Annotated in this window: 23 protein-coding genes and 2 riboswitches; of the genes, 11 read left to right on the top strand and 12 right to left on the bottom strand. The window is 67.1% G+C overall.

Features of this window, described 5'->3' with window-relative positions; genetic code table 11:
• Positions 1–59: 59 nt before the first annotated feature.
• A complete protein-coding gene (locus U5A58_RS10040) occupies positions 60–2,048 on the top strand; it encodes a PAS domain S-box protein (RefSeq protein ID WP_415774201.1) in 1,989 nt (662 codons plus the stop codon).
• A gap of 15 nt (positions 2,049–2,063) precedes the next feature.
• On the opposite strand, the gene U5A58_RS10035 is transcribed toward U5A58_RS10040, so the two are convergent.
• A complete protein-coding gene (locus tag U5A58_RS10035) occupies positions 2,064–2,897 on the bottom strand; it encodes a class II glutamine amidotransferase (protein WP_321910529.1) in 834 nt (277 codons plus the stop codon).
• Between the two features lie 55 nt (positions 2,898–2,952).
• Positions 2,953–3,630, bottom strand: coding sequence for a MarC family protein (locus U5A58_RS10030; RefSeq protein ID WP_321910527.1), 678 nt, complete (start codon positions 3,628–3,630; stop codon positions 2,953–2,955).
• Positions 3,631–3,877: 247 nt separating this feature from the next.
• Between U5A58_RS10030 and U5A58_RS10025 the strand changes: the two genes are divergently transcribed.
• Together U5A58_RS10025 and U5A58_RS10020 are read left to right on the top strand one after the other, a co-directional pair.
• Positions 3,878–4,093: a DUF3311 domain-containing protein gene (locus U5A58_RS10025; RefSeq protein ID WP_321961326.1), complete on the top strand. Its 216-nt coding sequence runs from the start codon at positions 3,878–3,880 to the stop codon at positions 4,091–4,093.
• The gene (locus U5A58_RS10020) at positions 4,090–5,565 is read left to right on the top strand and encodes a sodium:solute symporter (protein ID WP_321910523.1); all 1,476 of its coding nucleotides are present in this window, start codon (positions 4,090–4,092) and stop codon (positions 5,563–5,565) included. Before U5A58_RS10025 ends, U5A58_RS10020 begins: the two co-directional genes overlap by 4 nt.
• 62 nt (positions 5,566–5,627) lie before the next feature.
• Here the strand turns inward: U5A58_RS10020 and U5A58_RS10015 are convergent, their stop codons facing one another.
• Together U5A58_RS10015 and U5A58_RS10010 are read right to left on the bottom strand one after the other, a co-directional pair.
• Entirely contained in the window at positions 5,628–6,245 is a 618-nt protein-coding gene (locus U5A58_RS10015; protein WP_321910521.1) for a glutathione S-transferase family protein, read from the bottom strand.
• Between the two features lie 13 nt (positions 6,246–6,258).
• Positions 6,259–6,624 carry a hypothetical protein gene (locus U5A58_RS10010; RefSeq protein WP_321961325.1) on the bottom strand — a complete coding sequence of 122 codons (366 nt, stop codon included), beginning with the start codon at positions 6,622–6,624 and terminating at the stop codon, positions 6,259–6,261.
• Positions 6,625–6,739: 115 nt separating this feature from the next.
• Here U5A58_RS10010 and U5A58_RS10005 point away from each other — a divergent pair, with 115 nt between their 5' ends.
• Positions 6,740–7,186 carry a MarR family transcriptional regulator gene (locus tag U5A58_RS10005; RefSeq protein WP_321961324.1) on the top strand — a complete coding sequence of 149 codons (447 nt, stop codon included), beginning with the start codon at positions 6,740–6,742 and terminating at the stop codon, positions 7,184–7,186.
• 2 nt (positions 7,187–7,188) lie between these two features.
• Here U5A58_RS10005 and cobM read toward each other — a convergent pair whose 3' ends face one another.
• From cobM to cbiE, 3 genes are read right to left on the bottom strand one after another with little or no spacing between them, the layout of a single operon-like run.
• Positions 7,189–7,920: a precorrin-4 C(11)-methyltransferase gene (cobM, locus tag U5A58_RS10000; protein WP_321961323.1), complete on the bottom strand. Its 732-nt coding sequence runs from the start codon at positions 7,918–7,920 to the stop codon at positions 7,189–7,191.
• Positions 7,917–8,660 carry a cobalt-precorrin-6A reductase gene (locus tag U5A58_RS09995; protein WP_321961322.1) on the bottom strand — a complete coding sequence of 248 codons (744 nt, stop codon included), beginning with the start codon at positions 8,658–8,660 and terminating at the stop codon, positions 7,917–7,919. The genes cobM and U5A58_RS09995 overlap by 4 nt, the downstream gene beginning before the upstream one ends.
• Positions 8,657–9,883 carry a precorrin-6y C5,15-methyltransferase (decarboxylating) subunit CbiE gene (gene cbiE, locus U5A58_RS09990; protein WP_321961321.1) on the bottom strand — a complete coding sequence of 409 codons (1,227 nt, stop codon included), beginning with the start codon at positions 9,881–9,883 and terminating at the stop codon, positions 8,657–8,659. The genes U5A58_RS09995 and cbiE overlap by 4 nt, the downstream gene beginning before the upstream one ends.
• A gap of 141 nt (positions 9,884–10,024) precedes the next feature.
• A riboswitch (cobalamin riboswitch) is annotated at positions 10,025–10,213 on the top strand.
• A gap of 95 nt (positions 10,214–10,308) precedes the next feature.
• On the opposite strand from cbiE, the gene cobG reads away from it, so the two are divergent.
• Genes cobG through cobJ form a run of 4 tightly spaced genes read left to right on the top strand, consistent with a single transcriptional unit; the run spans position 10,309 to position 14,757 of the window.
• Positions 10,309–11,706, top strand: a complete 1,398-nt coding sequence (gene cobG, locus U5A58_RS09985) for a precorrin-3B synthase (protein WP_321961320.1) — start codon at positions 10,309–10,311, stop codon at positions 11,704–11,706.
• On the top strand, positions 11,699–12,325 hold the full coding sequence (locus U5A58_RS09980; protein WP_321961319.1) for a precorrin-8X methylmutase: 627 nt from the start codon (positions 11,699–11,701) through the stop codon (positions 12,323–12,325). The genes cobG and U5A58_RS09980 overlap by 8 nt, the downstream gene beginning before the upstream one ends.
• Positions 12,326–13,057, top strand: coding sequence for a precorrin-2 C(20)-methyltransferase (locus U5A58_RS09975; RefSeq protein WP_321961318.1), 732 nt, complete (start codon positions 12,326–12,328; stop codon positions 13,055–13,057).
• Positions 13,045–14,757, top strand: a complete 1,713-nt coding sequence (gene cobJ / locus U5A58_RS09970) for a precorrin-3B C(17)-methyltransferase (protein ID WP_321961317.1) — start codon at positions 13,045–13,047, stop codon at positions 14,755–14,757. Before U5A58_RS09975 ends, cobJ begins: the two co-directional genes overlap by 13 nt.
• A 10-nt stretch (positions 14,758–14,767) precedes the next feature.
• On the opposite strand, the gene U5A58_RS09965 is transcribed toward cobJ, so the two are convergent.
• Positions 14,768–16,285, bottom strand: a complete 1,518-nt coding sequence (locus U5A58_RS09965) for a sensor domain-containing diguanylate cyclase (RefSeq protein ID WP_321961316.1) — start codon at positions 16,283–16,285, stop codon at positions 14,768–14,770.
• 258 nt (positions 16,286–16,543) lie between these two features.
• On the opposite strand from U5A58_RS09965, the gene U5A58_RS09960 reads away from it, so the two are divergent.
• Entirely contained in the window at positions 16,544–17,500 is a 957-nt protein-coding gene (locus U5A58_RS09960) for a flagellar brake protein (RefSeq protein ID WP_321961315.1), read from the top strand.
• A 7-nt stretch (positions 17,501–17,507) separates the two neighbouring features.
• Here U5A58_RS09960 and U5A58_RS09955 read toward each other — a convergent pair whose 3' ends face one another.
• The 4 genes from U5A58_RS09955 to cobW all read right to left on the bottom strand — a co-directional run bounded on the left by U5A58_RS09955 (position 17,508) and on the right by cobW (position 24,126).
• Positions 17,508–18,032, bottom strand: coding sequence for a vWA domain-containing protein (locus U5A58_RS09955; RefSeq protein WP_321961314.1), 525 nt, complete (start codon positions 18,030–18,032; stop codon positions 17,508–17,510).
• 140 nt (positions 18,033–18,172) lie between these two features.
• Positions 18,173–19,216 (bottom strand): ATP-binding protein, encoded by a 1,044-nt coding sequence (locus tag U5A58_RS09950; RefSeq protein WP_321961313.1) that lies wholly within the window; start codon positions 19,214–19,216, stop codon positions 18,173–18,175.
• Positions 19,213–23,007, bottom strand: a complete 3,795-nt coding sequence (gene cobN / locus U5A58_RS09945) for a cobaltochelatase subunit CobN (RefSeq protein ID WP_321961312.1) — start codon at positions 23,005–23,007, stop codon at positions 19,213–19,215. The genes U5A58_RS09950 and cobN overlap by 4 nt, the downstream gene beginning before the upstream one ends.
• A 27-nt stretch (positions 23,008–23,034) precedes the next feature.
• Positions 23,035–24,126: a cobalamin biosynthesis protein CobW gene (cobW, locus tag U5A58_RS09940; protein WP_321961311.1), complete on the bottom strand. Its 1,092-nt coding sequence runs from the start codon at positions 24,124–24,126 to the stop codon at positions 23,035–23,037.
• A 221-nt stretch (positions 24,127–24,347) separates the two neighbouring features.
• Positions 24,348–24,618: riboswitch (cobalamin riboswitch) on the bottom strand.
• Between the two features lie 166 nt (positions 24,619–24,784).
• On the opposite strand from cobW, the gene U5A58_RS09935 reads away from it, so the two are divergent.
• Both U5A58_RS09935 and cobO read left to right on the top strand, forming a co-directional pair.
• Positions 24,785–25,210: a cobalamin biosynthesis protein gene (locus U5A58_RS09935; RefSeq protein ID WP_321961520.1), complete on the top strand. Its 426-nt coding sequence runs from the start codon at positions 24,785–24,787 to the stop codon at positions 25,208–25,210.
• Positions 25,211–25,224: 14 nt separating this feature from the next.
• A complete protein-coding gene (cobO, locus tag U5A58_RS09930) occupies positions 25,225–25,827 on the top strand; it encodes a cob(I)yrinic acid a,c-diamide adenosyltransferase (protein ID WP_028205563.1) in 603 nt (200 codons plus the stop codon).

Raw genomic sequence — 25,827 nt, 5'->3', positions numbered from 1 at the left:
GCTGCACGCGGGCCGTCCATTCAAGAGGCCAGAGCCTGTCAAACTTCTGACCAGGCCCTATGACAGACCCGAGGACCATGACGACGCCCGACCCCGGCATCGCCCCGCACAACGTCGCCGCCGAAAGCCACACCGAACGCCGCTTCGAGGCGCTCGTGGAGCCGATCGAGGATTACGCGATCTTCCTGCTCGACACGCGCGGCTACATCGTGAGCTGGAATCGCGGCGCGGCCCGCATCAAGGGCTATGAAGCGCACGAGATCATCGGCCAGCACTTCTCGCGCTTTTACACCGACGAAGCCAACGCGCGCCGCTGGCCCGATCACGAACTGGAACAAGCCGCGCTGCACGGACGCTTCAACGACGAAGGCTGGCGCGTGCGCAAGGACGGCACGATGTTCTGGGCCAACGTCGTCATCACCGCGCTGCGCGAGCGCGACGGCTCGCTCTCGGGTTTCGCCAAGGTCACGCGCGACCTCACCGCCGAACGCCTCCAGGTCGAGGCGCTGCGCCTTTCCGAAGAGCGCTTTCGCCTGCTCGTGGAAAGCGTGAGCGACTACGCGATCTTCATGCTGGACCCGCAAGGCCACGTGATCAGCTGGAACACCGGCGCGACCAACCTGAAGGGCTACCGCCCGGCCGAGATCGTCGGCCAGCACTTCTCCGTGTTTTATCCGCCCGACGAGATCGCCGCCGGCCTGCCCGAGCGCGAGCTGCGCCGCGCGAAGGACTTTGGGCGCGTCGCGACCGAAGGCTGGCGCGTGCGCAAGGACGGCTCGATGTTCTGGGCCAACGTCACGATCACCGCGGTGCACGACGGCCATGGCCGGCTCACGGGATTCGCGAAGGTCACGCGCGACATGACCGAGAGCCGCCGCACCGACGAACTCGAGCATTCGAGCGAGCAGATGAAGCAGTTCCTCGCCATGCTCGCGCACGAGCTGCGCAACCCGCTCGCGCCGGTGCGCAACGCTGTGGCCACCATGCGCCTCATGGATGCGCCGAGCCCCGAAATCGAGCGCGCGCGCGAAATGATCGACCGCCAGATCGTGCACCTCACGCGGCTCGTGGACGACCTGCTCGACGTCGGGCGCATCACGTCGGGCAAGATCGAGTTGCGCGAAGCGCCGCTCGACCTGTGCGAAGTGGTCGCGCACGCCATCGACGCGGCGCAGCCCTTTACCGCGGCGCGCGGCCAGCACGTGGAAGTGCAGATGCCCGACGCGACGCTCACCATGACGGGCGACCACACGCGCCTCGTGCAGGTGCTGCAAAACCTGCTGCACAACGCCTCGAAGTTCTCGCCCGACGGCAGCCGCATCGTCGTGGACGTGCGTGCCGCTGCGCGCGCGGTGCAGATCCAGGTGCGCGACGAAGGCCGTGGGCTGCGGCCCGGCACCCACGAGTCGATCTTCGGCCTGTTCAGCCAGGACCGCTCGGTTCCGGGGCCCGCGGAAAACGGGCTGGGCATCGGCCTCATGCTGTGCCGCTCGCTCGTCGAACTGCATGGCGGCACGATCTCCGCCACGAGCCAGGGGCCGGGCAAAGGCAGCACGTTCACGATCCGCCTGCCGTTCGCGCGCGAAACCGTGCACGCTATGCAGCCGCCGCAGCTCACCCCGGACGCGGCTGAGCTTGCCGCGCTCGCCGAGGCCGGCGTGCCGCCGCTGCGCGTGCTCGTGGTCGACGACAACCGCGACTCGGCCGACAGCCTCGCCATGCTGCTCGAACTCAAAGGCCATGAGGTGCGCGTGGCCTACAGCGCCGCCCACGCGCGCGAGGAAGTGGACGGCTTCACGCCCGATGCCGCGCTCATCGACATCGCCATGCCCGAGATCGACGGCTATGCGACGCTGCGCGCCCTGCGCGCGCTGCCGCCGCTCGAGCACACCCTGTTCGCGGCGATGACCGGTTTCGGCCAGGCCGCCGACATCGAACTCACGCGCGAAGCGGGCTTCGAAATGCACCTCGTGAAGCCCGTGGACGTCACGCTGTTCGACGAGGTGCTCGCGCTCGCGGCGACACGGCAACGGCGCCGCAACGCCTGAGCGCCTGATGCTGTTTTAAGGCGCGACCGGCACGAACGGCCGGTACTCGACCTTGGGCCCGCGCACGACAATGGCCGTCGATTCCGGCACTTCGGCCCACACCTCGGGCCTGTCGCCCAACGGCTCCGAAACGAGCAGATACGCGTCGTCGCCTGCCGCCACGATGCGCGGGTCGTCGGGATACAGTTCGCGCAGATGCCGGAACGCGGTGGTGTGAAAAAGCGAGCGCGAATTGCGTTCGCTCGAATAACGCGCGGCGACGATCTGCTCGCCGTCGCAAGCGCACACGGTCATATTGAGCGCCGGTTCGACGCCATGTTTCTTCGCCGTGGCTTCCACAAACCCCGCCATGCGTTCAAGCGCGGCGACAGGGTCGATTTCGAGGCCGAACGTCATGGCCAGATAGAACATCGTTTCGGAATCCGTCGAGCCTTCGAGCGCGTTGAAGCGGTCGGGATCGATCGCGACGAGCAGGTCGCGCCGCATGAGCGGATAGCTGCGAATCAGCCCGTTGTGCGCAAAGATCCAGCGCCGGTGGCGAAACGGATGGCAGTTCGTTTCCTGCACCGGCGTGTCGGTGGCCGCGCGAATATGCGCAATGAACATGGGCGCGCGCACCGCACGCGCGAGTTCGCGCAGGTTGCGGTCGTTCCAGGCCGGATGCACGCTGCGGTAGCGATAAGGAATGTCGTCCGGGTCCTGGAACCAGCCCATTCCGAAACCGTCGCCATTCGTGGTCGTCGCGCCTTTGGTCGAATGCAGGCTTTGGTCGATCAGCGAGTGGCGTGCGTGAAACAGTACGGTTTCGAGCTGTACGGGGTTCCCGCTATAAGCGAGCCAGCGGCACATGATGGTCTCCTTCGTGTAAGGACGCTCGTGTACGCCGGCCGCCTCGAAAGCGCCGCTACTTCACGGCGCGCAGGTCGGCGATCGGCGTGAGAAAGCCGGTCAGGCCAGTCAGTATGATCTGCACCCCGATGCACAGGAGCAGAAACGACGACACGCGCATGGCCACGCGCGTGCCCTCCACACCCAGGTACTGCGAAAGCCGCGCAGCGCGGCTATACACGTAATAGATCACGAGCATGACGAGCGCGGAGATCACGATCGACGCGCAGCTCGAAAGCAGCCACGCCGAAAGCTTGTGCGTGCGGTTGGCGTTCAGCGCAATGGCCGTGGCGATGGAGCCGGGGCCGGTGGTGAGCGGAATGGTCAGCGGGAAAAAGGCCTTGCCCGCAGCCGAACTCGGGCTCACGGGCTTGACCGGATGATCGACCGCGGGCGGCTCCGGCTCGGGCGCATTGAGCATTTGCCAGCCGGCCACGGCCACGGCGAGACCGCCGCCAATACGCAACGCTTCCATGGAAATGCCAAAGAAATGCAGGATGGGCGTGCCGACGAAAAACGCCCCGACCAGCACGAAGAACGCGTTGATCGCCACGCGTTTGGCTAGCAGGCGCCGCTCTTCGTCGGTAAGCGTTACGGTGCGATCGAGAAAAACAAAAGCCCCACTCAAGGGATTGATGATGCTGATGAGTCCGGTAAAACCGAACAGGATGTCTGAAATCAGGCTCTCGATCATGAAGTCGATCCGGTAAGGGCATGCACGCAAGCAGCGCGCCGGGCTGCGAGAAGTGTAGCCGGATCGGCGTTTGGCGTGCCTGATCGATGTCGCCGTGCGTCCGAAAAAATGGCGCGCCGCACCAATATTTACCGCAAGCGCTTCAGTATTTTTGGCAGCTTTACGGGGCGCGTTCACAAGCATAGAGTGGTTTGCCTCGCACCCCGGCGCGACGTTTCTTTTCTTCTCATATCAAAGAGGAGTTGCCATGTCACTGCGGTTGCTCGCTGCCTTGCCCTTTATCGGCATCCTGTTAGGGGTGCCGTTCGTCAATCGCACCGAGCCGCTCGTGCTCGGCATGCCGCTCGTGCTGGCCTGGATCGTCATGTGGGTCGTGCTGGCCGCAGTGATCATGGGGATCGTCTACCGGCTTGATCCGGCCAACCGCCTGCCTCTCGAAGCCGATGCGGAGGGACAAGCATGAGTGCCCTCGTCATCATCGCGGCGATGGCCTTCATCGCACTCTATCTCGGCATGCGCGCCCGCAGAGGGCACGACATGGACCTCGAGCAGTGGGCCGTGGGCGGCCGCAGCTTCGGCACCGCGTTCGTGTTCCTGCTGATGGCGGGCGAGATCTACACGACCTTCACGTTCCTCGGCGGCAGCGGCTTCGCCTATGGCAAGGGCGCGCCCGTTTACTACATTCTGGCTTACGGCACGCTTGCATACATCATCTCGTACTGGATGCTGCCGCCCGTGTGGCGCTTCGCCAAGCAGCACCGGCTCGTCTCGCAGCCGCACTTCTTCGCGCGCAAGTATCAGAGCCCGGCGCTCGGCGTGCTGGTGGCATGCGTGGGCGTGCTCGCGCTCGTGCCGTATCTCGTGCTGCAACTGAAGGGGCTCGGCATCATCGTGACGACGGCCTCCTATGGCGCGATTTCCTCCACGGCGGCGATCTGGATCGGCGCGGCCGTGGTCACGACTTACGTGATCGTGTCAGGCGTGCGCGGCTGCGCGTGGAATTCGGTCGTGAAAGACACGATGATTCTCGCGATCGCCGTGTTCCTTGGCATTTACCTGCCGATTCATCACTACGGCAGCCTGAGCGAGATGTTCCGCGCCATCGACGCGGCCAAGCCCGGCTTCCTCACCTTCCCGGCGCGCGGCCAGAGCGTGACGTGGTTCCAGTCCACCGTGCTGCTCACGGCGCTGGGCTTCTTCATGTGGCCGCACACGTTCATGTCGGTCTACACCGCGAAGAACGACCGTATCTTCCGCCGCAACGCGATGATCCTGCCGCTCTATCAGCTCATCCTGCTGTTCGTGTTCTTTTGCGGCTTCGCGGCCGTGCTCAAGGTGCCGGGCCTGAAGGGCGGCGACATCGACCTCTCGCTCTTCCGTCTCGCGCTGCAAACGTTCGATCCGTGGTTCGTGGGCGTGATCGGCGCGGCGGGCGTGCTGACCGCGCTCGTGCCGGGCTCGATGATCCTCACCACGGCTTCGACGCTGCTCGCCAACGACATCTATCGCGGCGGCGTCGCGAAGAGCGCGGACGACGCCCAAGTCGCGAAGCTCGCACGCATTTTCGTGCCGGTGGTCGCACTGGTGGCGGTAGGCTTCACGCTCAACGGCGGCGACACCATCGTCGCGCTGCTGCTGATGGGCTACAACTTCGTCACGCAGCTCTTCCCGGCAATGGTGTGCAGCCTCTCCACGCGCAATCGCGTGACGAAGCAAGGCGCGTTCTGCGGCATCGTGGCGGGCGTGCTCGTGGTGATCGTCACGACGCTCACGCATGTGAGCGTGGCGCAGCTGATTCCGTTCGCGCCCGATGCGCTCAAGGACGTCAACATCGGCTTCCTTGCGCTGTTCGTGAACGTGATCGTGCTGGCCGTGGTGAGCACGGTGACGCAGCCGCGCACGCATATCGATCATGAGCATGCGCGGGCGCATTGACCTGACCTGACGCGAAAACAAGGCGGCCCAACCGGCGTGATCCGGTTGGGCCGCTTTTCTTTTTATGCTGCCTTGCGCGCCTCGGCGATGCGCTGCGGCGCCTCGGGCCGTGCATAGAGGCGTTCGAGATACGCCTGCAAGCGCGGGAAGCCCTCCAGCAGTTGCACTTCGTTGGCCCAGTCCATCAGATAAACCGTCACGCAGTCGGCAACCGAGAGCTGGTTGCCGACAATGAACTCGCGCCCTTCGAGGTGTTTCTCGAGTACGGCGGCCATGGTCTTGAAGTCCTCGCGCGCGAGTTCGATATCGGCGGGACTGCGCTTGTCCGGCGGATAAAGGAACGAGTGCCGCGTGATTCGCCAAAGCGGCTGTTCCAGTTCGGTGACGGCGAACAGGGTCCAGCGATACGCCTGCGCCCGCTCGTCGAGATCCTTGGGCAATAGCGCTTTCTCCGGATATTTGTCCGCCAGATACAGCACGATTGCGGCCGACTCGGGTATCACGCGGTCGCCGTCGATCAGCACCGGAACCTTGCCCGCGGGATTGATGCGCAGGTATTCGGGCCGCCTGTGCTCGCCTTCGAGCAGATTGACCGAAATGAATTCGAAATCGGCGTCGACTTCCTTGAGGCCCCATAGCGCACGCTGCGAACGGGTGCCGGCGAAACCGTAGAGTTTCATGACGAACCTCCGTTCAGGCACCGGGAATTGGCAGAACGGGCATCACTTCGACGGCCTCGCCAGGAAAAATCGAAAAATGCGGGTGCCCTTCGAATAGCCTCGCCGCCTCTTCGTGCGATGCGGCACGCAGAACGGTATAGCCGGTTAGCGCGTTAGACGTGTCCGCAATGCCATGCTCGCCAATCGACTTGGTCTTGCCGAGCGGGCCACCCATATCGACGATCGACGCCTTGTGCTTTTCGACCCACGCATGCCAGGCCGCGATGCCCTCTTTTTCCTTTGCGTGCCGCTCCGTTTCGGAAAGCGCCGCCCACCCTTTCATGCGCGCGTTGTCTTTGGTGCCGAGAAAAACCGCGAGAAACAGTTTCTGATCGCTCATGTGTCCTCCAACTGCTGGTCTGGTGAATGATCCGGCTACGGGTCTGAAATCGGGTGCAACGGCGTGACGCCCGTCCGGCCTTGACAGCATAGGTTGATATCAACATAATTTCAACATGGCACGCGCAAAGAAACTTCCCTTCGAAACCACGCTATTGGTGCGCGATTGCTGCCTGTGTCTGCATATGCAGCGGGCGGCGCGCAATCTCGCGCGCATTTTCGACGACGTGCTGCGCCCGCTCGATCTCACGAACGGCCAGTTTTCGCTGCTGATGTCGCTGAACCGGCCGCATCCGCCCGGCATGAAAGACGTGGCGTCGCTGCTGGCCATGGACCGCACCACGCTCACGGCCGCGCTCAAGCCGCTGGAGCGGCGCGGCCTCGTGGTTATCGAGCAGGACCCGGAAGACAAGCGCAGCCGTTTACTGAGTCTCACTGACGAGGGGCATCGACTACTCAACGCTGCATTTCCGATATGGCAGCAAACGCATGAGGCAATCGAAAAGGACTTCGCCTTGGGCGAGGTCGACAAACTGCGCGAGCATTTGCGAGCGCTTTCGTAGCCCTAGCGCTTCGACGCCCCATACAAGGTCGAATCCGCGAATCCCTCTGCCGCGAGCACACGCCCCACGAGAATGAGCGCTGTACGCTCGATATCCGTGGCATGCACCTTTTCGGCGATATCCGCGAGCGTGCCTGTCACGCGTTCCTCGTCGGGCCAGCTCGCGCGATAGATCACCGCCACGGGGCAGTCCTCGCCATAGTGCGGAAGCAATTCCTCGACGATGCGCGCGATATGGCGCACGCCAAGGTGGATCGCGAGCGTCGCCTTGTGGCGCGCGAGGTCGCCCAGCTGCTCGCCTTCGGGCATCGACGTTTTCGTGGCGTAGCGCGTGAGGATGAGCGTTTGCGAAATACCGGGCAGCGTGAGTTCGCTGCCGAGCGCCGCCGCGCATGCGGCGGTCGCGGTCACGCCGGGTACGACTTCATAAGGAATGCCAAGCACACGCAAGCGCCGGATCTGCTCGCCGATTGCGCCATAGAGCGACGGGTCACCCGAATGCACGCGTGCCACGTCGAAGCCCTGGGCGTGCGCGTTTTCGAGCAGCGCGATGATCTCGTCCAGCGTGAGCGGTGCGGTATCGACCACCTTGTGCGCGCTGTGGCCTTCCAGCACGGCGGGCGGCACGAGCGAGCCGGCATAGAGAATCACGGGGCAACTGCGCACGAGGCGCTGGCCCTTCACGGTGATCAGTTCAGGATCGCCCGGCCCCGCGCCAATGAAGAAAACGGTCATGCGTTCAAACTCCGCTTAATGTAGTCGTCGAGCGCGTCGATCGACTCTTGCGCCGACGTGAATTCGCGCTGCGCATCCGGCAGCGGCGGCCGCTGCATCAACACCACGGGCAGGCCCAATTCCCGCGCGACGGCGAGCTTCGCTTCGGTCGCCGCGCCGCCGCTGTTCTTGCTGACCACCACATCGATATGCGCTTCGGTGAACAGGGCGCGCTCGCCTTCTGCGGTGAACGGCCCACGAGCGTCGATGATGCGAGCGCGGGCGTGGCCGGCATGCGCTTCGAGGCAACGGACCGTCCAGTGCTGCTGCTCCGGCACTTCGTGCAGATGCGCGAGCGGTTCGCGCCCGAGCGTGAAGAGCGGCCGCGCAAATGGCGCAAGCGCTTCGACTACGCCAGCCCAGCCGCTCACCATGCGCCAGTCGTCGCCCGCCTGCGCCTGCCAAGGCGCGCGCCGCAGCGCCCAGTACGGCACCTGTGTTGCAAGGCAGGCGCGCGCCGCGTTGGCGCTGATCTGCGCGGCGTAAGGATGCGTGGCATCGACAACGAGCGCGATGTCTTCGTCGGCGAGAAAACGCGCGAGCCCTTCTGCCCCGCCGAAGCCCCCCACACGCACCGCACAGCCGAGATCGGCAGGCACGCGGCCAAGGCCCGCGAGCGAGTACACGTGCTGGTGCCCAAGCGTGCGCGCGATCGCCAGCGCATCGCCTGTGCCACCCAGCAGCAGGATGCGCGCGGTCATGGCTTGACGGCCTCGTAGAGCGTGACGGGCAACGCCTGACGCCAGGTATCGAAGCCGCCAAGCGGCTGCGCCTCGCCAATGCCGATACGCGTGAGCGTGCCGCCATGCTGCGCGCGCCATGTCACGAGCGCCGCTTCGCTTTGCAGCGTCACCGCGTTCGCGACGAGCCGGCCGCCGCTCGCGAGCGCCGCCCAGCACGCGTCCAGCACGCCGGGAACGGTCACGCCGCCGCCGATGAAGACGGCGTCGGGCGTGGCGAGTCCCGCGAGCGCTTCGGGCGCGCGGCCCGCGACGAGCTGCAGACCCGGCACGCCCAGCGCGGCGCGATTGTGTTCGATGAAGCGTTGACGCTCGGCATGCGCCTCGATCGCGATCGAGCGGCAAGCGGCATGCGAGCGCATCCACTCGATGCCGATCGAGCCGCTGCCCGCCCCCACGTCCCAGAGCAACGCGCCGGGCGTCGGCGCGAGGCGCGCGAGCGTGAGCGCGCGCACGTCGCGCTTCGTGAGCTGGCCGTCGTGGCGGTAAGCGTCGTCGGGAAGGCCGGGCGTGAGCGTCCAGCCGTGCGCAGGCGCATTCGCAACATCGCTTTCGCATTCGAACGCGACGAGGTTGAGCGCCGCGGTTTCGCCGACGTGCCACGCATTGGCGCGGCCTTCGATGCGGCGCTCGAGCGGGCCGCCCAAATGCTCGAACACCGCAAGACGGCTGGCGCCGAAGCCCGCTTGCGCGAGCAGCGCAGCAAGCGCCGCGGGCGTGCGCCCATCGGCGCTCAACGCGAGCACGCGCGAGCGCGCGTAGAGATGGCGGCGCAGCGCATCGAGCGGACGGCCGACGAGCGAGACCATCGCCGTACCCTGCAACGCCCAGCCCATGCGCGCCGCCGCCAACGAGAGCGACGAAGGCGCGGGCAGCACGCGCATTTCACCGGGCGCCACACGGCGCGCGAGCGTCGCGCCCACACCGAACAGCATGGGGTCGCCGCTCGCGAGCACACATACGGGCGCATTCGACTCGCGATGCGCGAGCAGCGCCTCGACGCTGAACGGCTGCGGCCACGCTTCGCGGCGCGCGCGCACGCGCGAGGGCAGCATCGCAAGATGGCGCTCGCCGCCCGTCACGACGGCCGCGTCGAACAGCGCGCGCCGCGCGTCGCGCCCGAGCCCCGCATAGCCATCGTCGCCTATGCCCACCACCGTCAGCCATGCCTGCGTGCCCTGCATTCGTTCTCCCGCTTTTGCTTGCTTTGTTGCCTGGTTTGTCGCCTGTTTCCCTGCGCCACCGGCGGCCCGCACCCCGATTGCCGGGCGGAGCGCGCGCGAAAACGGGCATAATACCGTGTCCGCCGGCGCCTTTCAGGCACTTTGTATGAGGCCGGAGTCAGCGCTGAAGCGCTAACTCCGGATCGCAAACAGGGAACACAGCAAGCTGTGGCCGCCCCCGCGACTGTAAGCAGCGAGACCGCATCCACCCGAGCCACTGGTTTTACCGGGAAGGCCGATGCGGTCCACGACCTGCGAGCCAGGAGACCTGCCGGCCGACTGTTCGTGCGAACCCATATCGGGCGGGGTGTACCGATACCGCTGCCGTTTCCCGCCTCACGTGCGGGCAGCGCGCCGCTCCCGCGCGATGCTTACCCGGTATTCCCTTGAAACACGAAACGAAGCCCGTCTCGCCCGCTGCTGCATTGGCCGTGCTCCGCCCCTCGGCGTGCCCGGGGCTCGTGCGCGTGGTCGCGGCGCGCGACGGCGGCCTGTGCCGCATCCGCCTGCCCGGCGGCGTGCTGAGCGCCACGCGGGCGCGCGCCCTCGCCGACGCCGCGTTGGCGCATGCCGGCGGCGTGCTCGAACTGACCAATCGCGCGAACGTGCAGATTCGCGGCGTACGCGCCGGCGAGGAGGCCGCGTTGAGCGCCGCGCTGATCGGTGCGGGCCTCGGGCCCGCTGGCATCGACGCCGCGAGCCCGGTCGAGCACGCGTGCGCCGCCGACGAATTGCGCAACGTGATGCTGAGCCCGCTCGCGGGCGTTGATCCTGCGGCTTTGTGCGACACAACGGTACTCGCCGCCGCGCTCATCGACATGATGCAGCGCGAGGCGCGTTTCGCCGCGCTCTCGCCCAAGTTCGCGCTGCAACTGGACGGCGGCGAGCGCATGGCGATGCTCGGGCATCCGCACGACATCTGGCTCGCCGCGCTGCCGCACGGCGCGACCGTGCGCTTTGCGCTGGGCCTCGCAGGGTGCCCCACGGCGCAGCCAGTCGGCACGCTCGCAACCGAAGATATTTGCGCATCGATACGCGCGCTGCTCCACGCGTTCCTCGATCTCGCTGGCGCAGACGCAACGCGCATGCGCGATGTGCTCGCCGCACACTCCCTCGATGCGTTGCTGCAACGCGCGCGCGATCATGGCGGCTTCGCGCTGATGCGTGACGACGCCGCGCTGCACGCGTGGCGTCGCGAGCCGAGTCCTGCTAGCTTGCGACTGGGCGCGCACGCGCTGCGCGTCGACAGCAGTGGCTACGTGGGCGCGCAGCCCGCGCTCGGCCGCATCGACGCGCATACGCTGCGCGCGCTCGCCGCGCTCGCGCAAGACTCGGGCGATGCGACGCTGCGGGTGACGCCATGGCAAGGCCTGCTGCTGCCTAACGTGCCCGCGCGCGCCATGACCGGCGCGCTCGAACGGCTGCACGCGCTCGGCCTCATCGTCTCGCGCGCCGATCCGCTCGCGCGCCTGATCGCCTGCACGGGCTCGGCGGGATGCGCCAAAAGCCGCGCCGACACCAAAGCCGACGCACAGCGTCTCGCCGCCCTGCTGCCGCCCGGCGCGCAAGCGCACCTGAGCGGCTGTGAACGCTCCTGCGCGGCCGCGCATTGTGCGCCGTTCACGTTGCTCGCCAGCGAACCGGACCATTACGACCTGTACCAGCGCGACGACACCCAAGGCGGCTTCGGCCAGCGCTTTGGCCAGCTCGTCGCGCGCAACCTGACGATCGAAGCTGCTGCGCTCGCACTCGCGCAGCGGCCCCGGAGTACCCAAGATGTCTGATTACATCCGCGACGGCCAGGCGATCTATCGCGAATCGTTCGCGACGATCCGCGCCGAAGCCGACCTCTCGCGCATTCCCGCCGACCTGGAAAAACTCGCCGTACGCGTGATCCACGCCTGCGGCATGGTGGACGTCGCCGCCGACCTCGCGTTTTCCGCAGGCGCGGGCACGGCGGGCCGCAACGCGCTCGCAGGTGGCGCGCCCATTCTCTGCGACGCGAAAATGGTCGCGTACGGCGTGACGCGCGCACGCCTGCCCGCGAACAACACCGTCATCTGCACGCTCGACGACCCCGCTGTGCCCACGCTCGCACGCGAGTTTGGCAATACGCGGTCGGCCGCCGCGCTCGAACTTTGGCGGCCGCATCTTGCAGGCAGCGTCGTGGCGATCGGCAATGCGCCCACCGCGCTCTTTCACCTGCTCGACATGATCGCGGCCGGCGCGCCGCTGCCCGCGCTCATCCTCGGCTTCCCCGTGGGCTTCGTCGGCGCGGCCGAGTCCAAGGCGCAGCTCGCCGCCGAAAATCACGGCGTGCCCTTCGTCGTCGTGCACGGCCGCCGTGGCGGCAGCGCGATGGCCGCCGCCGCCGTCAACGCACTCGCTTCGGAGACCGAATAAATGACCCGTAAAGGACGTCTGCACGGCATCGGCGTCGGCCCCGGCGACCCCGAACTGCTCACGCTCAAGGCCGTGCGCCTGCTCAAGGCCGCACCCGTCGTCGCGTATTTTGTCGCGAAGGGGAAGAAAGGCAATGCGTTCGGCATTGTCGAAGCCCATCTCGAAGCGGAGCAGGAACGCCTGCCGCTCGTGTACCCCGTGACGACCGAGGCGCTCGAACCGCCGCTCTCGTATGAGGCGATCATCGCCGACTTCTACGACGGCGCCGCGCAAATGCTGTCGCGCCATCTCGACGCCGGCCGTGACGTGGCCGTGATCTGCGAAGGCGATCCGTTCTTCTACGGCTCGTATATGTATCTGCACGACCGGCTCGCCGCGCGCTACGAGGCCGAAGTCGTGCCTGGCGTGTGCTCGATGCTGGGCGGCGCGGCTGTGCTGGGCGTGCCGCTCGTCTACCGTAACCAGAGCCTCGCCGTGCTGTCGGGCGTGCTGCCCGAGGACGAGTTGCGCCGGCGGCTGGCCGGCGCGGACGCCGCCGTCATCATGAAACTGGGCCGCAACTTCGACAAGGTTCGCCGCGTGCTGGGCGAACTGGGTCTCGCGCATCGCGCGCTGTATGTCGAGCGCGCAACGATGGCGAACCAGCGCATCGTCCCGCTCGACGACGTCGATCCGATGGCTTCGCCCTACTTCTCGCTGCTCGTCGTGCCGGGGGTGAAATGGCAGTCGTGACACCGCCTGCCATCGTCATTCTCGGGCCCGGCGCGCTGGCCACCGCGCGGCGCGTGCAGGCGCTCTACACGGGCGCGCAAATCCATGCGCTGCAAGGCCGCGTGGAAGGCGATGTCGCGTTTAGCGAGCTTGGCGCGCATTTGCGCGAATGCTATACGCGCGGCATGCCCATCGTCGCGCTGTGCGCGGCGGGCATCGTGATCCGGTGCCTCGCGCCGCTGCTGGCCAACAAGGGCGCGGAGCCGCCTGTGCTCGCACTCGCCGAGGACGGTAGCGCCGTCGTGCCGCTGCTCGGCGGACTGACCGGCGTGAACGTCATGGCGCGTGAAATTGGCGCGGCGCTCGCGGTCGCGCCCGCCATCACTACGAGCGGCGAACTGCGCTTCGGCACCTGTTTGCTCAATCCGCCCGCGGGCTATGCACTCGCAAGCCTCGCGCAAGGCAAGCGTTTCGTCTCCGATTTGCTTGCGGGCGCAACGACACGCGTGGACGGCGTGGCGCCGTGGCTGGAGAACGTCGATCTGCCGCGCGACGCAGCGGCCAGTCATGCCATACGCGTGAGCGCACACGCCTGGAACGGCAGCCCCGACGACCTTGTGATTCATCCGCGCAGCATCGTGGCGGCCGTGGGCGCGCCACAAGAGGCGCTTGCAGAAGGCGTGCGGCGCGCGCTCCATGCGCACGGCCTCGCGCCGCTCGCGCTCGCGGCGCTTGCCGCACCTTCTGCGCACATGTGCGACGCATCGCTCGCGCAGGCGGCAACGGAACTCGGCGTACCGCTGCGCTTCGTCGATAGCGCGGAGCCCACGCCGCAAGCCACGCTCGCCGCGCTCAACCTTGCTGCAGACGTCGAGCGCTACGCGCCGAACCAAGACAGCATCGCGCTGGCCTACGCCGCCGCGCCGCTCGACCCGCGCGCGCTGGGCCGCTCGCGCGGCAAGCTCACGGTGCTGGGCCTCGGGCCCGGCCGCGCCGATCTGCTTACGCCCGCCGCGCGCGCCGCGCTGGACGACGCGACCGATATCGTCGGCTACGCAACCTATGTGGAGATGGCGGGACCGTTGCGTGCAGACCAGCAGCGCCACGCCACCGACAACCGCGAAGAGCTGCAGCGCGCGCGCCACGCGTTCGAGATGGCGAGCGAGGGACGTCGCGTAGCCGTGGTCTCGTCGGGCGACCCCGGTGTGTTCGCCATGGCGGCCGCCGTGCTCGAAGCGCTAGAAGGCGCCGACGACCCGCGCTGGCGTGCCGTCGAGCTGGCGATCGTGCCAGGCGTTTCCGCCGCGCTCGCCACGGCGGCACAGGTTGGCGCGCCGCTCGGCCACGACTTCTGCATGCTGTCGCTTTCCGACAACCTGAAGCCGTGGGCGGTGATCGAAAAGCGCCTGCTGCATGCGGCGCAGGCCGATCTCGTGATGGCGTTCTACAACCCCATCTCGCGCGCGCGGCCGTGGCAACTCGATCGCGCGCTGGACATCGTGCGCAGCGTGCGCGCGCCGCACACGCGCGTGGTGCTGGGCCGCGACGTGGGCCGCCCCGGCGAAACGCTGCGCGCGACGACGCTGGGCGAACTGCGTTCGTCGGACGTCGATATGCGCACGATGGTGATCGTCGGGTCGTCGGCCACGCGCGGGTTCACGCGCGGCGACGGCGGCGAGTGGATTTATACGCCGCGCTGGTATCGTGAGGATGCCGAATAAAAAGGCGTGCTCACGCCTTCAAGGTGGGTAGCGCGTCGCGCGGGTCGGGCGGCGCGCCCTCGAATTCGCGCGCCTTCACCTGGTTGCGCCCCGCCTGCTTCGCTGCGTACAGCTCGGCGTCGGCGGCGCGCAGCAGCGCCTGCGCGCCCGTGCGCTCGCGCGGCACGCAGGTGGCGCAGCCGATGCTCACGGTCAGCGTGCCGTATTCGCTGTGCTCGTGCACGATTTCCAGCGCCGCCACTTGCTGGCGCACCCCTTCCGCAATCTTCACGGCGCCATCGAAAGGCGTGGCCGGCAGGACCACGGCGAACTCCTCGCCGCCGTAGCGCGCGACCATGTCCGTCCCGCGGCGGCAGGCTTCGCGTATCGCGCCGGCCACGGCGGCGAGCACCTTGTCGCCCTCCGCGTGCCCATAAAAGTCGTTGAACAGCTTGAACTTGTCGATATCGACGAAGAGCACCGAGAGCGGTTCGCCCGCGCGTCTCGCGTGCTGCCATTCGGTTTCGATACGCAGGTCGAGTGCGCGCCGGTTGTAGAGGCTCGTCAGCGCGTCGGTGACCGCGAGACGCTCGAACTCCTTTTGCGTGGCGAGTCGCGCGCGCATCGACAATGCGAGCAGCCACGACGAAGCGGCGATGAGCGCGCCGAAGATCAACGCCATCGGCACATAGATGCGCAGGCGCTGATGCCATGCGGCGAGCGCGCCGTCCACGGAGGGCGCGACGACCGCGATGAGCGACGTGTGCGGCACGCGCTTGAACGTATAGATGCGCTGGACCTTGTCGTCCTCGCCCGCGGCAATGAACGAACCGTCGCTCGTTTTCAGCATCGGCTGGATGTAATCCAGCTCGCCGACCTGCGCGCCCACTTCGTAGTCCGAATAGGGGCGGTGCGCAAGCATGGTCCCGTCGCTCAGCATGATGAACGCACTGCCTTTGGAGTCGACGTCGATCCGGTCGAACAATTGCTGAAAGTACGCGAGCCGCAGCGTGAGCATCACGATGCCGCCAAACGAACCATCGTGCTCAGTCACGCGGCGCGAGAGCGCAATCGAATAGTGGCCGTCGCGCACCCGCGAGCGAATCGGGTCCGAAAGAAACATGCCGACCGAGCGCTCGCGCTGCGCCGTGAAATAGTCCCGGTCTGCGAGATTGACGCCTGGATACGCGCGGCCGTCCTGCGATTCGACGATATGGCCGTACTCGTCGACGTAGAACGCGTCGTCGAGATAAGCGCCGGTCGCCACGCGGCCGAACAGCAGCTTGCGGCGAATGTCGGGCGGGAGACTTTGCGTGCGCGGGTCCCGCGCGCTATCTGCGGCGTCGAGCAGCAACAGGTCGTAAATGCTGGAATTCGCCTCGAGGTCATTCGACATCAGCGAAACGAGCGCGGCCGAATTGTGCTGCGTGCTGACGATGGCCTGCGTGCGCTGCTGCATGAACCCCACCAGCACGATCGCCACGATGGCCGCGCCGACGAGCGAGCCCATCGTGCCGACGATGAACGGATGGCTCCCGACCCACTGCATGAGCGCCCGATTCCATCGACTGGGGATTCGCAAACATCGTTTCCAGAACTCCATGAGGCGCTTCCTCTTGCTCCGCTCGTGAGAGTTGCCACGTTTGCCGGCCGATTACAGATTGCATTCGGGATTCATCATACTGCGCCTCGCGAAACTGCCTTCGAATCGCGGCACGCACTCAATTTCCCTACCGCAGCGCCGTAAACCAGTTGAACCCGCGATGTCAATTCGCGACGCGAACCGCTCACCGACCACCCTGCGCCGATGACCCACCCGACCCCTGAAGCTCAAGCCGAAGCCAGCGACGCCGCCACCGCAATCGAAGCTGCCGCGCTCACGCCGGACGCCATGCCGGTAGGCGAGCCGCTCGCCTGGCCTGTCGTCGATCACGACGGCGCCCTGCTGCTCGAGGCCGGCGCGGTGCTGGTGGGCGAAGCGGAGCGCACCTTTCTGTTCCAGCACTTCGCGCCGCATCGCGGCGACATGGAAAGGCTCGAGGTTGCACCGCAAAGCGCGGCGGGCACGGCCAATGCCGGCGAGCCGGCCGCCACCACGCGCGACATGCATTTGACCATCGGCGCGCTGACGGGCTTGCGCCCGCAGATGGGCGCGAGCGGCGCGCCCATGCACCCGTGCCGCCTGATCGGCTTCGCGCCGAATGAGGCGCTCTTTGTGACGACGCCCTATGTCGATGGCCGACCCATCGCCATCACGCCGGGCGAAAACGTGGAGATCGTCGCGATTGCGAGCCAGGCCGTCTTTCGCTTCGTATGCACCGTGCATGCCCTCAGCCAGTCGCCGCTCGACTATCTCGTGCTTTCGAAGCCCGCCAACATCCGCCGCCTGCGCGAGCGCCGCTCGATTCGCGTGCGCGCGCAATTTCCCGTGCGTTACGGTATCGGCGAAGAAGGCGCGGGTTATGACGGGGTGGCGCTCGCACGCGGCATCAGCGCGCTCGGGCTTTCGGTGAGCGCGGCGTGGGCGCTCGGCAAGGTTGGCGAGCGGTTGCGCGTCGCATTTCAGCTACGCTCCGGCGAGAACGATACAGCGATCGAAACCACCGCGGTCATCCGCAACGTGCAGGCGGAAACGGGCGACCCCGCGCACACGACGCTCGGTCTCGAACTCGACCGCCTCACGCCCGCCGAGCAGATGGCGATGAAAGTCTACGTATTCGATCGTCAGGACGACGTGCTGTACTGGACCGGCAGCGTGCGCTAACGCTCGCTCACACGAGCAGCGCCTGAGCGTCCAGGCACTCGCCTGCCCAGGCCTGCGCGAGCGCCTCGCAGCGGCCCACGCGCAGCGCGCCCCGTTCGCAATCGATCACCGTGACGTGATCGGCGTGACGCGGCCGCGCGGGCCACTGCGTCGTGCGACCGTCGCTGAACAGCCAGAGATGGCGCGCGCGCGCCGGGTCGCGCCGTGCCGCCGTCTCCAGCACACGCGCCGCGCGGCCAATGCCCGCTTCCAGCGGCGTGCCGCCGCCCCCGCCAATCGGCTCGATCCAGCGCTCGTTCCACCAGCGCGGCACTGCGGGCCCGAAACGCAGTTCGGCGGCCGCGCCGCCGAAAGCGATCAACGCCACTTCTACCCGTTCGGCGCGGGCGCGGTCGAACAGTGCGATCAACAAACCCTTGGCAAGCGCGAGTTGACCGCGCGCGAGCATGGAGGCCGAGCAGTCCAGCACGAAACAATGGAGCGCGCCGGAACCCGTCTTGCGTTTGGCAAAGCGAAAATGTTGCGCTTGCAACGATCCTGCGCGTTTGACTGCGAGCGTGGGCGGCCAGGCAATGCGCGCGCCATGCTTTGCGACTTGCGCGGGACCGCGCCCCGGGCCTTCTCGCCGTCGAGCGCCGCCCTGTGCGAAGGCGGCGGCCTGTGCCCGACGGGTCAGCGTTTTTTTGCGGGCAGCGGGATCACGCCCTTCACCGCCTTCGCGGCGACGGGCTCGGGCGGCAATTCGCCCCAATCGGCATCCGGGGTTGCTTCGGTACGCATTTGTTCGCGCGTGGCTGCGGATGCGGACTGGGGCGGCTGCGGCCCAGCGGCAGACGGCGCATCGGAGCGCTGCGGCATGGCATGCCGCCGATGCGCGAGCACGCAATCCGCGACTTCATCGACATGTGCCGGGGTCACGGCATCCGCGCCTTCGAACGCGGCGAGCGCGCGCGCCGCTCGCAGCATCACCAGGTCGGCGCGCAAGCCATCCACCGCCGCCTCGATGCAGCGTTGCGCCGCGCGCTCGTGCACGGCGTCGCTCCAGTCGAGCCTGGCGAGCGCTTCGCGCGCCGCCGCGATGCGTTCGCCAAGCGCGCGCTGTTCGGTCTCGCGTGCCGCGCAAAACGCCTGCGGATCGGCGTCGAACGCAAGACGCGCCTTGACGATGCGTTGCCGCTCCTCCACGTCATAAGGCGTGCCGAGTTCGACCATCAGGCCAAAGCGGTCGAGCAGCTGCGGACGCAACTCCCCTTCTTCGGGATTCATCGTGCCCACCAGCACGAAGTGCGCGTCGTGCGAGTGCGAGACGCCGTCGCGCTCCACGGTGTTCACGCCGCTCGCCGCCGCGTCGAGCAGCACGTCGACGAGCGCGTCGGGCAGCAGGTTCACTTCGTCCACGTAAAGCACGCCGCCGTGGGCGCGCGCGAGCAGGCCAGGCGCGAAGCGCACCGCGCTCTCGCGCAACGCCGCTTCGAGGTCGAGCGTGCCGATCAGCTTGTCCTCACTCGCGCCGAGCGGCAGCGTGACGAACGCGCCTTGCGGCAGGAGCGCCGCAAGCGCACGCGCTGCCGTGGATTTCGCTGTGCCGCGCGGCCCGCTCACGAGCACGCCGCCGATCGCGGGGTCGATGGCCGCGATGAGCAACGCGCGCTGCAACGGCGCCTGGCCTACCAGCGCGGTAAAGGGAAACGCGGGACGCGTGGCCGCAGCGCTCATGATCCAGATCCTTCCAGATGCTGCCCAGCTTCGAGCAGACGGTGTTCGAGTTGCGCGCGATGCTCGCCCGGTTCCTGCCAGAGACCGCGCTGGATCGCTTCGAGCAGCCGCTCGCACACGGCGTGCAGCGCGTGCGGATTGTGGCGTTGCATGAAGGCGCGCGTGTCGTCGTCGTGGACATAGGCGTTCGCGACGAGCGCGTACTGATGATCGCCCACCACGCGCGCGGTCGCGTCATAACCGAACAGATAGTCGACAGTCGCCGCCATTTCCGCCGCGCCCTTGTAGCCGTGACGCTTCACGCCGTCGATCCACTTCGGATTCACCACGCGCGAGCGGATCACGCGCGCGATCTCCTCGTGCAGGGGACGAATGCGCGGGGCCGCGGGGTTGCTGTGGTCCGCGTGATAGAGGGCGGGCTGCGCCTGCGAAAAATGCCGCGCCGCCGCGGCCATGCCGCCCTGGAACTGGTAGTAGTCGTTCGAGTCGAGCAGGTCGTGTTCGCGGTTGTCCTGGTTCTGCAGCACGACGTCGAGCGTTGCGAGACGCGCGCGGAACGCGTCGCTCGCCTCGTCGCCCGCGCTCTTTTGCGCGTAGGCGTAGCCGCCCCATGCCTGGTAGGCGTTCGCGAGATCGGCGTCGGTTTGCCACTGGCGATGGTCGATCATCGACTGCAGGCCCGCGCCGTAGGCACCGGGACGCGCGCTGAACACGCGCCAGCCCGCGCGGCGGCGCGCCTCGTCGGCGGCCATGCCGCCTGCGACCAGCGCGTCGCGTTCGCGCAGCACACGTGCGCGCAACGGGTTCTGGTGCTCCGGCTCGTCGAGATCGGCCACGGCCTGCACCGCTGCGTCGAACAGATGCATCACGTTCGGAAACGCGTCGCGGAAAAAGCCCGATACGCGCAGCGTCACGTCGATACGCGGCCGGTCCAGCGCCTCGACCGGCATGATCTCGAAGTCGGTCACGCGCTGGCTGCCCGCAGCCCACTTCGGGCGCACGCCGATCAGCGCGAACGCCTGGGCAATATCGTCGCCGCCGGTGCGCATCGTGGCCGTGCCCCATACCGAAAGCCCCACGGCGCGCGGATAATCGCCGTGCTCCTGCAAATGGCGCTCGATGAGCTGCTGCGCCGATTTCATGCCGAGCACCCACGCGGCCTGCGTGGGGATGGCGCGCGTATCGACGGAATAGAAGTTGCGGCCCGTGGGCAGCACATCGGGACGGCCGCGCGAAGGCGAACCGCTCGGGCCCGGCGGCACGAAACGGCCTTCGAAACCGCGGCGCAGCTGGCGCATTTCTTCTGGGCCGCAGGCATCGAGGCGCGGCAGCACATCGTCGTGCAGGCGTGCGAGCACCTGCGCCGCGTGCGGCAACGATTGTGTTGTCGCATCGTTTCGTTCGCCTGAGCAAATGCCTTCGATCAGCGTGGCCGCGAGCATTTCCAGGCGTTCGCGCGTATCGCCCGCATGGCGCCATGGCGTGTCGCTTACGCTGGCGAGCAGCGATGGACGCGGGCCCTGCCACGACGCAGCCCAATCCACCGTGGCCGGATCGACCAGGTGATCGATGCGCAGGTCGCGCGCGATCGCCTCGATGAAGCCCGCGTTCGCACCCTGACCGTCCCCGCACGCGTAACGCCCTAGCGCGAGCAGCGTGTCGCAACGCTGCTGGCCCTGCGGCGATTCGCCGAACGTGTGCAGCCCGTCGCGAATCTGCGCTTCCTTCAGCTCGCACAGGTACGCGTCGGCGCGCGTGAGGAGTTCGTCTTCGCCAGCCTGATCCGCGGGCGCGGCGACGCTCAATTCTTCGTGCAGCCGATGCTCTATGATGGTCGCAAGTATGGTCTTGCGCAGCAGCTTCGCGCGGCGCGGGTCCACCATCAATGCTTCGTAATACTCATCGACCTGACGTTCGAGGTCTTGCAGCGGCCCGTAGTTTTCAGCGCGCGTGAGCGGCGGCATCAGATGATCGACGATCACCGCCTGGGCGCGGCGCTTCGCCTGGCTCCCCTCGCCCGGATCGTTGACGATGAACGGATACAGATGCGGCAGCGGCCCGAGCGCCATGTCGGGCCAACAGGTGTCGCCAAGCGCAACGCTCTTGCCCGGCAGCCACTCCAGATTACCGTGCTTGCCCACGTGCGCGATGGCGTCGATGCCGAACGTCTCGCGCAGCCAGAAGTAAAACGCGAGGTACGCGTGCGGCGGCACGAGTTCGGCGTCGTGGTAGTTCGCGTAAGTGTCGTCGCCGCGCGAGCGCGAAGGCTGAATGCCCACGAACACCTGGCCGCAGCGCCAGCCCGCGATCATGAAGCGGCCGCGCCGCACCGTGGGGTCCTCTTCCGGTACGCCCCAACGCGCGATCAGCGCGTTTTGCGCCTCGGCGGGCAACTGCGAGAAGCGCGCGCGGTAGTCGTCGAGCGAAAGGCTCTGCCATGCGGGGCGCAGCGCGCGTGTGTCGGGATCGTTCGTTACGCCCTGTGTGAGGATGCGCATGAGCGCGTCGCCGTCTTCGGGCAGATCGGCTACGCGGTAGCCTTCGTCGCGCAGCATGCGCAGGATGCCGACCACCGAAGCCGGCGTATCGAGCCCCACGCCGTTGCCAATGCGCCCTTCGCTCATCGGATAGTTCGCGAGCACGAGCGCGAGCTTTTTCTCCGCGTTCGGCAGGCTGCGCAAACGGCACCAGCGGCGCGCGAGTTCGGCCACGAAAGCCACGCGTTCCAGGTCGGGCTGATAGCGCACCACATCGACTTGCGTCTCTTTGCAGTGGTACGCGAGGCCCTTGAAGCTGATCGCGCGCGTGATCACGCGGCCGTCCACCTCGGGCAGCGCGATATGCATGGCGATGTCGCGTGAGTTCAGGCCGTGATTGTCCTTGACCCAGTCGTCGCGGTTGCCGCCGCTCAGGATCACCTGGAGCACGGGTGCGTCGCCGGCGAGCGCGAGCGGTTCGGGGTCGTCCAGCGACGAAGCCGCAAACGCCGTGGTGTTCAGCACGAGCGAGACATCGTGCTCGGCCGCCAGTTGATCGAGCACGTCGCGGCTCAAGGTGTCCTTGAGCGAGGTGATCGCAAGCGGCAGCGGGTTCATGCCGCGCGCCAGCAGCGCGGTAATGAGCGCGTCGAAAGCGGCCGTGTTCGCGGCCTGCAAATGCGCCTTGTAAAACAGCAGCGCGACGACCGGGGCGCCGGGTTGCCAGCGCGCGCGCCATTCGTCGATGGTCGCGACGTCGCGCTGCGGACAATAGAGCGCGGCGGCCGGCAGCGCGACGGGCGGCGCAGGCTCCCTGCCCCAGTCGAATGCGCGCCACGCGAGCGCGCGCAGAAACGATTCGGCGTTCGCCGCGCCGCCTTCGCGCAGATAACGCCAAAGCAGGCGGCAAAACTCGGGCTCGGCGCGGCTCTTCGCGATGAGATTGGGGTCTTCCTGCAAGTCGCCCGAAAACATCGCGAGCAGTTGCCCGCGCCGCTGCGCGAGCGAGACGACCTGCTCGATGCCGTAAGGCCAGTACGTTTCGCCACCCAGATGATCGACCACTACCACCCGCGCATGCTGCAACACGTCTTCGACGTAGAAGTCCACCGATGCGTTCTGGCGCAGGTACGTGACGTTCGCGAGCCGCACACCCGGAAAACCTTTGGGCAGGCGCGGTACGACGCTCGCCAGCAGCGCGAGCGTCGTATCCGCCGAACTGAGCACGACGATTTCTGCGGGCTGCTGATCGATACGGATGACGCCTTGCGTGTCGTCGACGAAACCGCCTGGCGTGGTGCGCAGCAAGTGCATGGTGCGGCCTCGTCTAGCGCAGCGCGGTCACTTCGCGCCCGCGGTCTGCATGTTCGCGAGCGCCGTATCGAATGCCGCTTGCAGCGTCGCGCCATCGAGGTCTTCGCCAATCAGCACGAAGCGGCTCGCAAGCGGCTGCGCCGCGCTTTCCTGCGCGTTCCAGCGGCGGTCGAAATAGCTGTCGAAGCGGCGGCCTACACCTTGAATCACGAGACGCATCGGTGCACCCGGCAGCGCGGCGAAGCCCTTCACGCGATAGATCGTGTGTGCATCGACGAGCTGCTGCAGCGCTTCGATCACGCTCTCGCGCGAAGCGGCCGCGCCCGACACCACGACCGAATCGAACTCGTCATGATGATGATCGGCGTCGTCGGCGGAACCGTGATGGTCGTGCCGCAGATGAATGCTCTCTTCGGAAGCCGCTTCGAGCCCGAGCAGCGTATGCAGATCGAGCTTGCCGTGCTGCGCGCGCACGATCTTCACCTGCTGCGGCAGCTCTTCGCGCAGCTCGGCAATGAGCGCGTCCTGGCCCGCTTCGTCGAGCAGATCGGTCTTGTTGAGAATGACGAGATCGGCGGCCGAAAGCTGGTCTTCGAACAGCTCGTGCAGCGGCGATTCGTGATCGAGATTCGGGTCGGCGCGGCGTTGTGCGTCCACGGCCTGCGGGTTCTCGGCGAACTGGCCGCTCGCGGCGGCGGGGCCGTCCACCACGGTCACGACTGCATCGACGGTGAACGCATTGCGAATCGACGGCCAGTTGAACGCCTGCACGAGCGGCTTGGGCAGCGCGAGGCCCGAGGTCTCGATCAGTACATGATCGATGTCGCCGCGGCGTTCGAGCAGTTTCTCCATCACCGGGAAGAACTCTTCCTGCACGGTGCAGCACAGGCACCCGTTCGCGAGTTCGTAGAGCTGGCCTTCCGTTTCGTTGCCGTTCTCGTCGCAGCCAATGCCGCAGCCACGCAGAATTTCGCCGTCGATACCGAGTTCGCCGAACTCGTTGACGATGACCGCGACGCGCAGACCGCCCGCGTGCTGGAGAATGTGACGCAGCAGCGTGGTTTTGCCGCTGCCGAGAAAACCCGTCACGATCGTGACCGGAATCTTGCGCATTTGCATGAAGTGCTCCTTCGGCGCCTGGCCGGATTGCGGGGCATGGTGCGTCGCGCTCGCCGTTCGTGCGGGTGTCGGGTGTCGTCGAGCGAGCACGCGCGTATCCGTGGAGACGCACTCACGCGCAACGATTCAGAAAACCTGCAGGGGACGAACGACCGGAAACGCACCCGGGCCTCGCCCGGCCGACGCGTGAATATCATGGACCCGGCACCGCATCCCCGCAGCGCGAATCCCACGTATCTGGCCGGTATCCGGACTGACGAAACACCGCTTCGCCTTCCCGCGCGAGTGGCCTTGCGGCCGCCTCGCACAGTGGCTTGGACTGCGTAAAGCATGGAAGCGGTGTGCGGCATTCGTTCGAACGCCGCGCTCGTTGTACCGTTGCGGGTGCAGTTCAGGTTGGCCATGCCCGAGGCGGGATGGCTCCCTGATTCCCGTTTAACTGCGCGCGCATCATGAATCGCGCGCGCGAGCACCAGAGTGCGTGCGAGTGTAGGCGCGGGGGGCTTGCGCGTCAAGGAAGGCGTGGGAAGCCGCAAAAGCGTGTGCTATCGTAGCGCGCATCCGGCAGCGACCGGAATACGACTGTTTTGCTTGCTCCGCCTCCGCCGTGAATCCTGTCGAAAATCGCGCCACGCGCGCAGCTACATTCGAAACCACGCTGGAGCCCGCACAGCGCGCGCCGTCGCTCGCGCTCGGCATTGGCTGCCGGCGCGGCGTGACGCTTGCGCAGGTCGACGCCGCCGTGCGCGCCGCGCTCGGTGCGTGGCCGCTCGAAAGCGTAACCTCCGTGGCCACGCTCGACGTCAAAGCCGGTGAACCCGCGCTAAAGGCGTTTTGTGCGGCGCATGCGCTACCGCTGTACACGTTCACGCGGGAGCAAATCGCCGCGACGCCCACGATCACGCCGCCCTCCGCTGCTGCCCAAGCGCAATTCGGCGTGGACGGCGTGTGCGAGCCCTGCGCGCGTCTCGCGGCGGGCGGCGGTCCGCTCGTGCGCGGCAAGCTGGCGCTCGACGGCGTAACGGTCGCGATCGCAGGCATGCTGCAAAACCCGGCAAACACGCAAGCGAAAGCCCCGCAATAAACCCACTCACGACGATGAAAACCGATCCCGAATCGCACCAACGCATGACGCAACGCCGCCGCGAGGGCCACGAGAAAAAACAGGCCGCCGCAACGCACGAAAAGGGCCTCCTGATCGTCAACACTGGCAACGGCAAGGGCAAGAGCACGGCAGCGTTCGGCATGGCCGTGCGCATGCTCGGCCACGGCATGAAGCTCGGCGTCGTGCAGTTCATCAAGGGCGCGCTGCATACGGCCGAACGCGATTTTCTCGGCAGCGTCGCGCACTGCGACTTCGTGACCATGGGCGACGGCTACACCTGGAACACGCAGAATCGCGACGGCGACATCGCCACCGCGCGCAAGGGCTGGGACGAAGCAAAGCGCATGATCGAAAGCGGCGAGTACGCGATGGTGATCCTCGACGAGCTCAACACCGTGCTCAAATACGAGTACCTGCCGCTCGACGAAGTGCTCGGCGTGATCGCGTCGCGCGCGCCGCACGTGCACGTGGTCGTGACGGGCCGCCATGCGCCCGACGCGCTGATCGAAGCCGCCGACCTCGTCACGGAAATGCGCCTCGTGAAGCATCCGTATCGCGAGCAAGGCGTGAAGGCGCAAAAGGGCGTGGAGTTTTGA

Source organism: Paraburkholderia sp. J7 (assembly GCF_905220155.1).
Classification (GTDB): domain Bacteria; phylum Pseudomonadota; class Gammaproteobacteria; order Burkholderiales; family Burkholderiaceae; genus Paraburkholderia.
This window is presented reverse-complemented; position numbering and strand designations above follow the sequence as displayed.

What these genes read in the sequence shown, in the direction of transcription:
- U5A58_RS10025 (WP_321961326.1), top strand. Translation starts at nt 3,878, where the DNA reads ATGTCACTGCGGTTGCTCGCTGCCTTGCCCTTTATCGGCATCCTGTTA.
- U5A58_RS10030 (WP_321910527.1), bottom strand. Translation starts at nt 3,630, where the DNA reads ATGATCGAGAGCCTGATTTCAGACATCCTGTTCGGTTTTACCGGACTC.
- U5A58_RS10010 (WP_321961325.1), bottom strand. Translation starts at nt 6,624, where the DNA reads ATGAGCGATCAGAAACTGTTTCTCGCGGTTTTTCTCGGCACCAAAGAC.
- U5A58_RS10020 (WP_321910523.1), top strand. Translation starts at nt 4,090, where the DNA reads ATGAGTGCCCTCGTCATCATCGCGGCGATGGCCTTCATCGCACTCTAT.
- U5A58_RS09965 (WP_321961316.1), bottom strand. Translation starts at nt 16,285, where the DNA reads ATGCAGTGGGTCGGGAGCCATCCGTTCATCGTCGGCACGATGGGCTCG.
- cobW (WP_321961311.1), bottom strand. Translation starts at nt 24,126, where the DNA reads ATGCAAATGCGCAAGATTCCGGTCACGATCGTGACGGGTTTTCTCGGC.
- U5A58_RS10035 (WP_321910529.1), bottom strand. Translation starts at nt 2,897, where the DNA reads ATGTGCCGCTGGCTCGCTTATAGCGGGAACCCCGTACAGCTCGAAACC.
- cobN (WP_321961312.1), bottom strand. Translation starts at nt 23,007, where the DNA reads ATGCACTTGCTGCGCACCACGCCAGGCGGTTTCGTCGACGACACGCAA.
- cobO (WP_028205563.1), top strand. Translation starts at nt 25,225, where the DNA reads ATGAAAACCGATCCCGAATCGCACCAACGCATGACGCAACGCCGCCGC.
- U5A58_RS09995 (WP_321961322.1), bottom strand. Translation starts at nt 8,660, where the DNA reads ATGACCGCGCGCATCCTGCTGCTGGGTGGCACAGGCGATGCGCTGGCG.
- cbiE (WP_321961321.1), bottom strand. Translation starts at nt 9,883, where the DNA reads ATGCAGGGCACGCAGGCATGGCTGACGGTGGTGGGCATAGGCGACGAT.
- U5A58_RS09980 (WP_321961319.1), top strand. Translation starts at nt 11,699, where the DNA reads ATGTCTGATTACATCCGCGACGGCCAGGCGATCTATCGCGAATCGTTC.
- U5A58_RS09950 (WP_321961313.1), bottom strand. Translation starts at nt 19,216, where the DNA reads ATGAGCGCTGCGGCCACGCGTCCCGCGTTTCCCTTTACCGCGCTGGTA.
- U5A58_RS09960 (WP_321961315.1), top strand. Translation starts at nt 16,544, where the DNA reads ATGACCCACCCGACCCCTGAAGCTCAAGCCGAAGCCAGCGACGCCGCC.
- U5A58_RS09975 (WP_321961318.1), top strand. Translation starts at nt 12,326, where the DNA reads ATGACCCGTAAAGGACGTCTGCACGGCATCGGCGTCGGCCCCGGCGAC.
- U5A58_RS10040 (WP_415774201.1), top strand. Translation starts at nt 60, where the DNA reads ATGACAGACCCGAGGACCATGACGACGCCCGACCCCGGCATCGCCCCG.
- U5A58_RS10015 (WP_321910521.1), bottom strand. Translation starts at nt 6,245, where the DNA reads ATGAAACTCTACGGTTTCGCCGGCACCCGTTCGCAGCGTGCGCTATGG.
- U5A58_RS10005 (WP_321961324.1), top strand. Translation starts at nt 6,740, where the DNA reads ATGGCACGCGCAAAGAAACTTCCCTTCGAAACCACGCTATTGGTGCGC.
- cobM (WP_321961323.1), bottom strand. Translation starts at nt 7,920, where the DNA reads ATGACCGTTTTCTTCATTGGCGCGGGGCCGGGCGATCCTGAACTGATC.
- cobJ (WP_321961317.1), top strand. Translation starts at nt 13,045, where the DNA reads ATGGCAGTCGTGACACCGCCTGCCATCGTCATTCTCGGGCCCGGCGCG.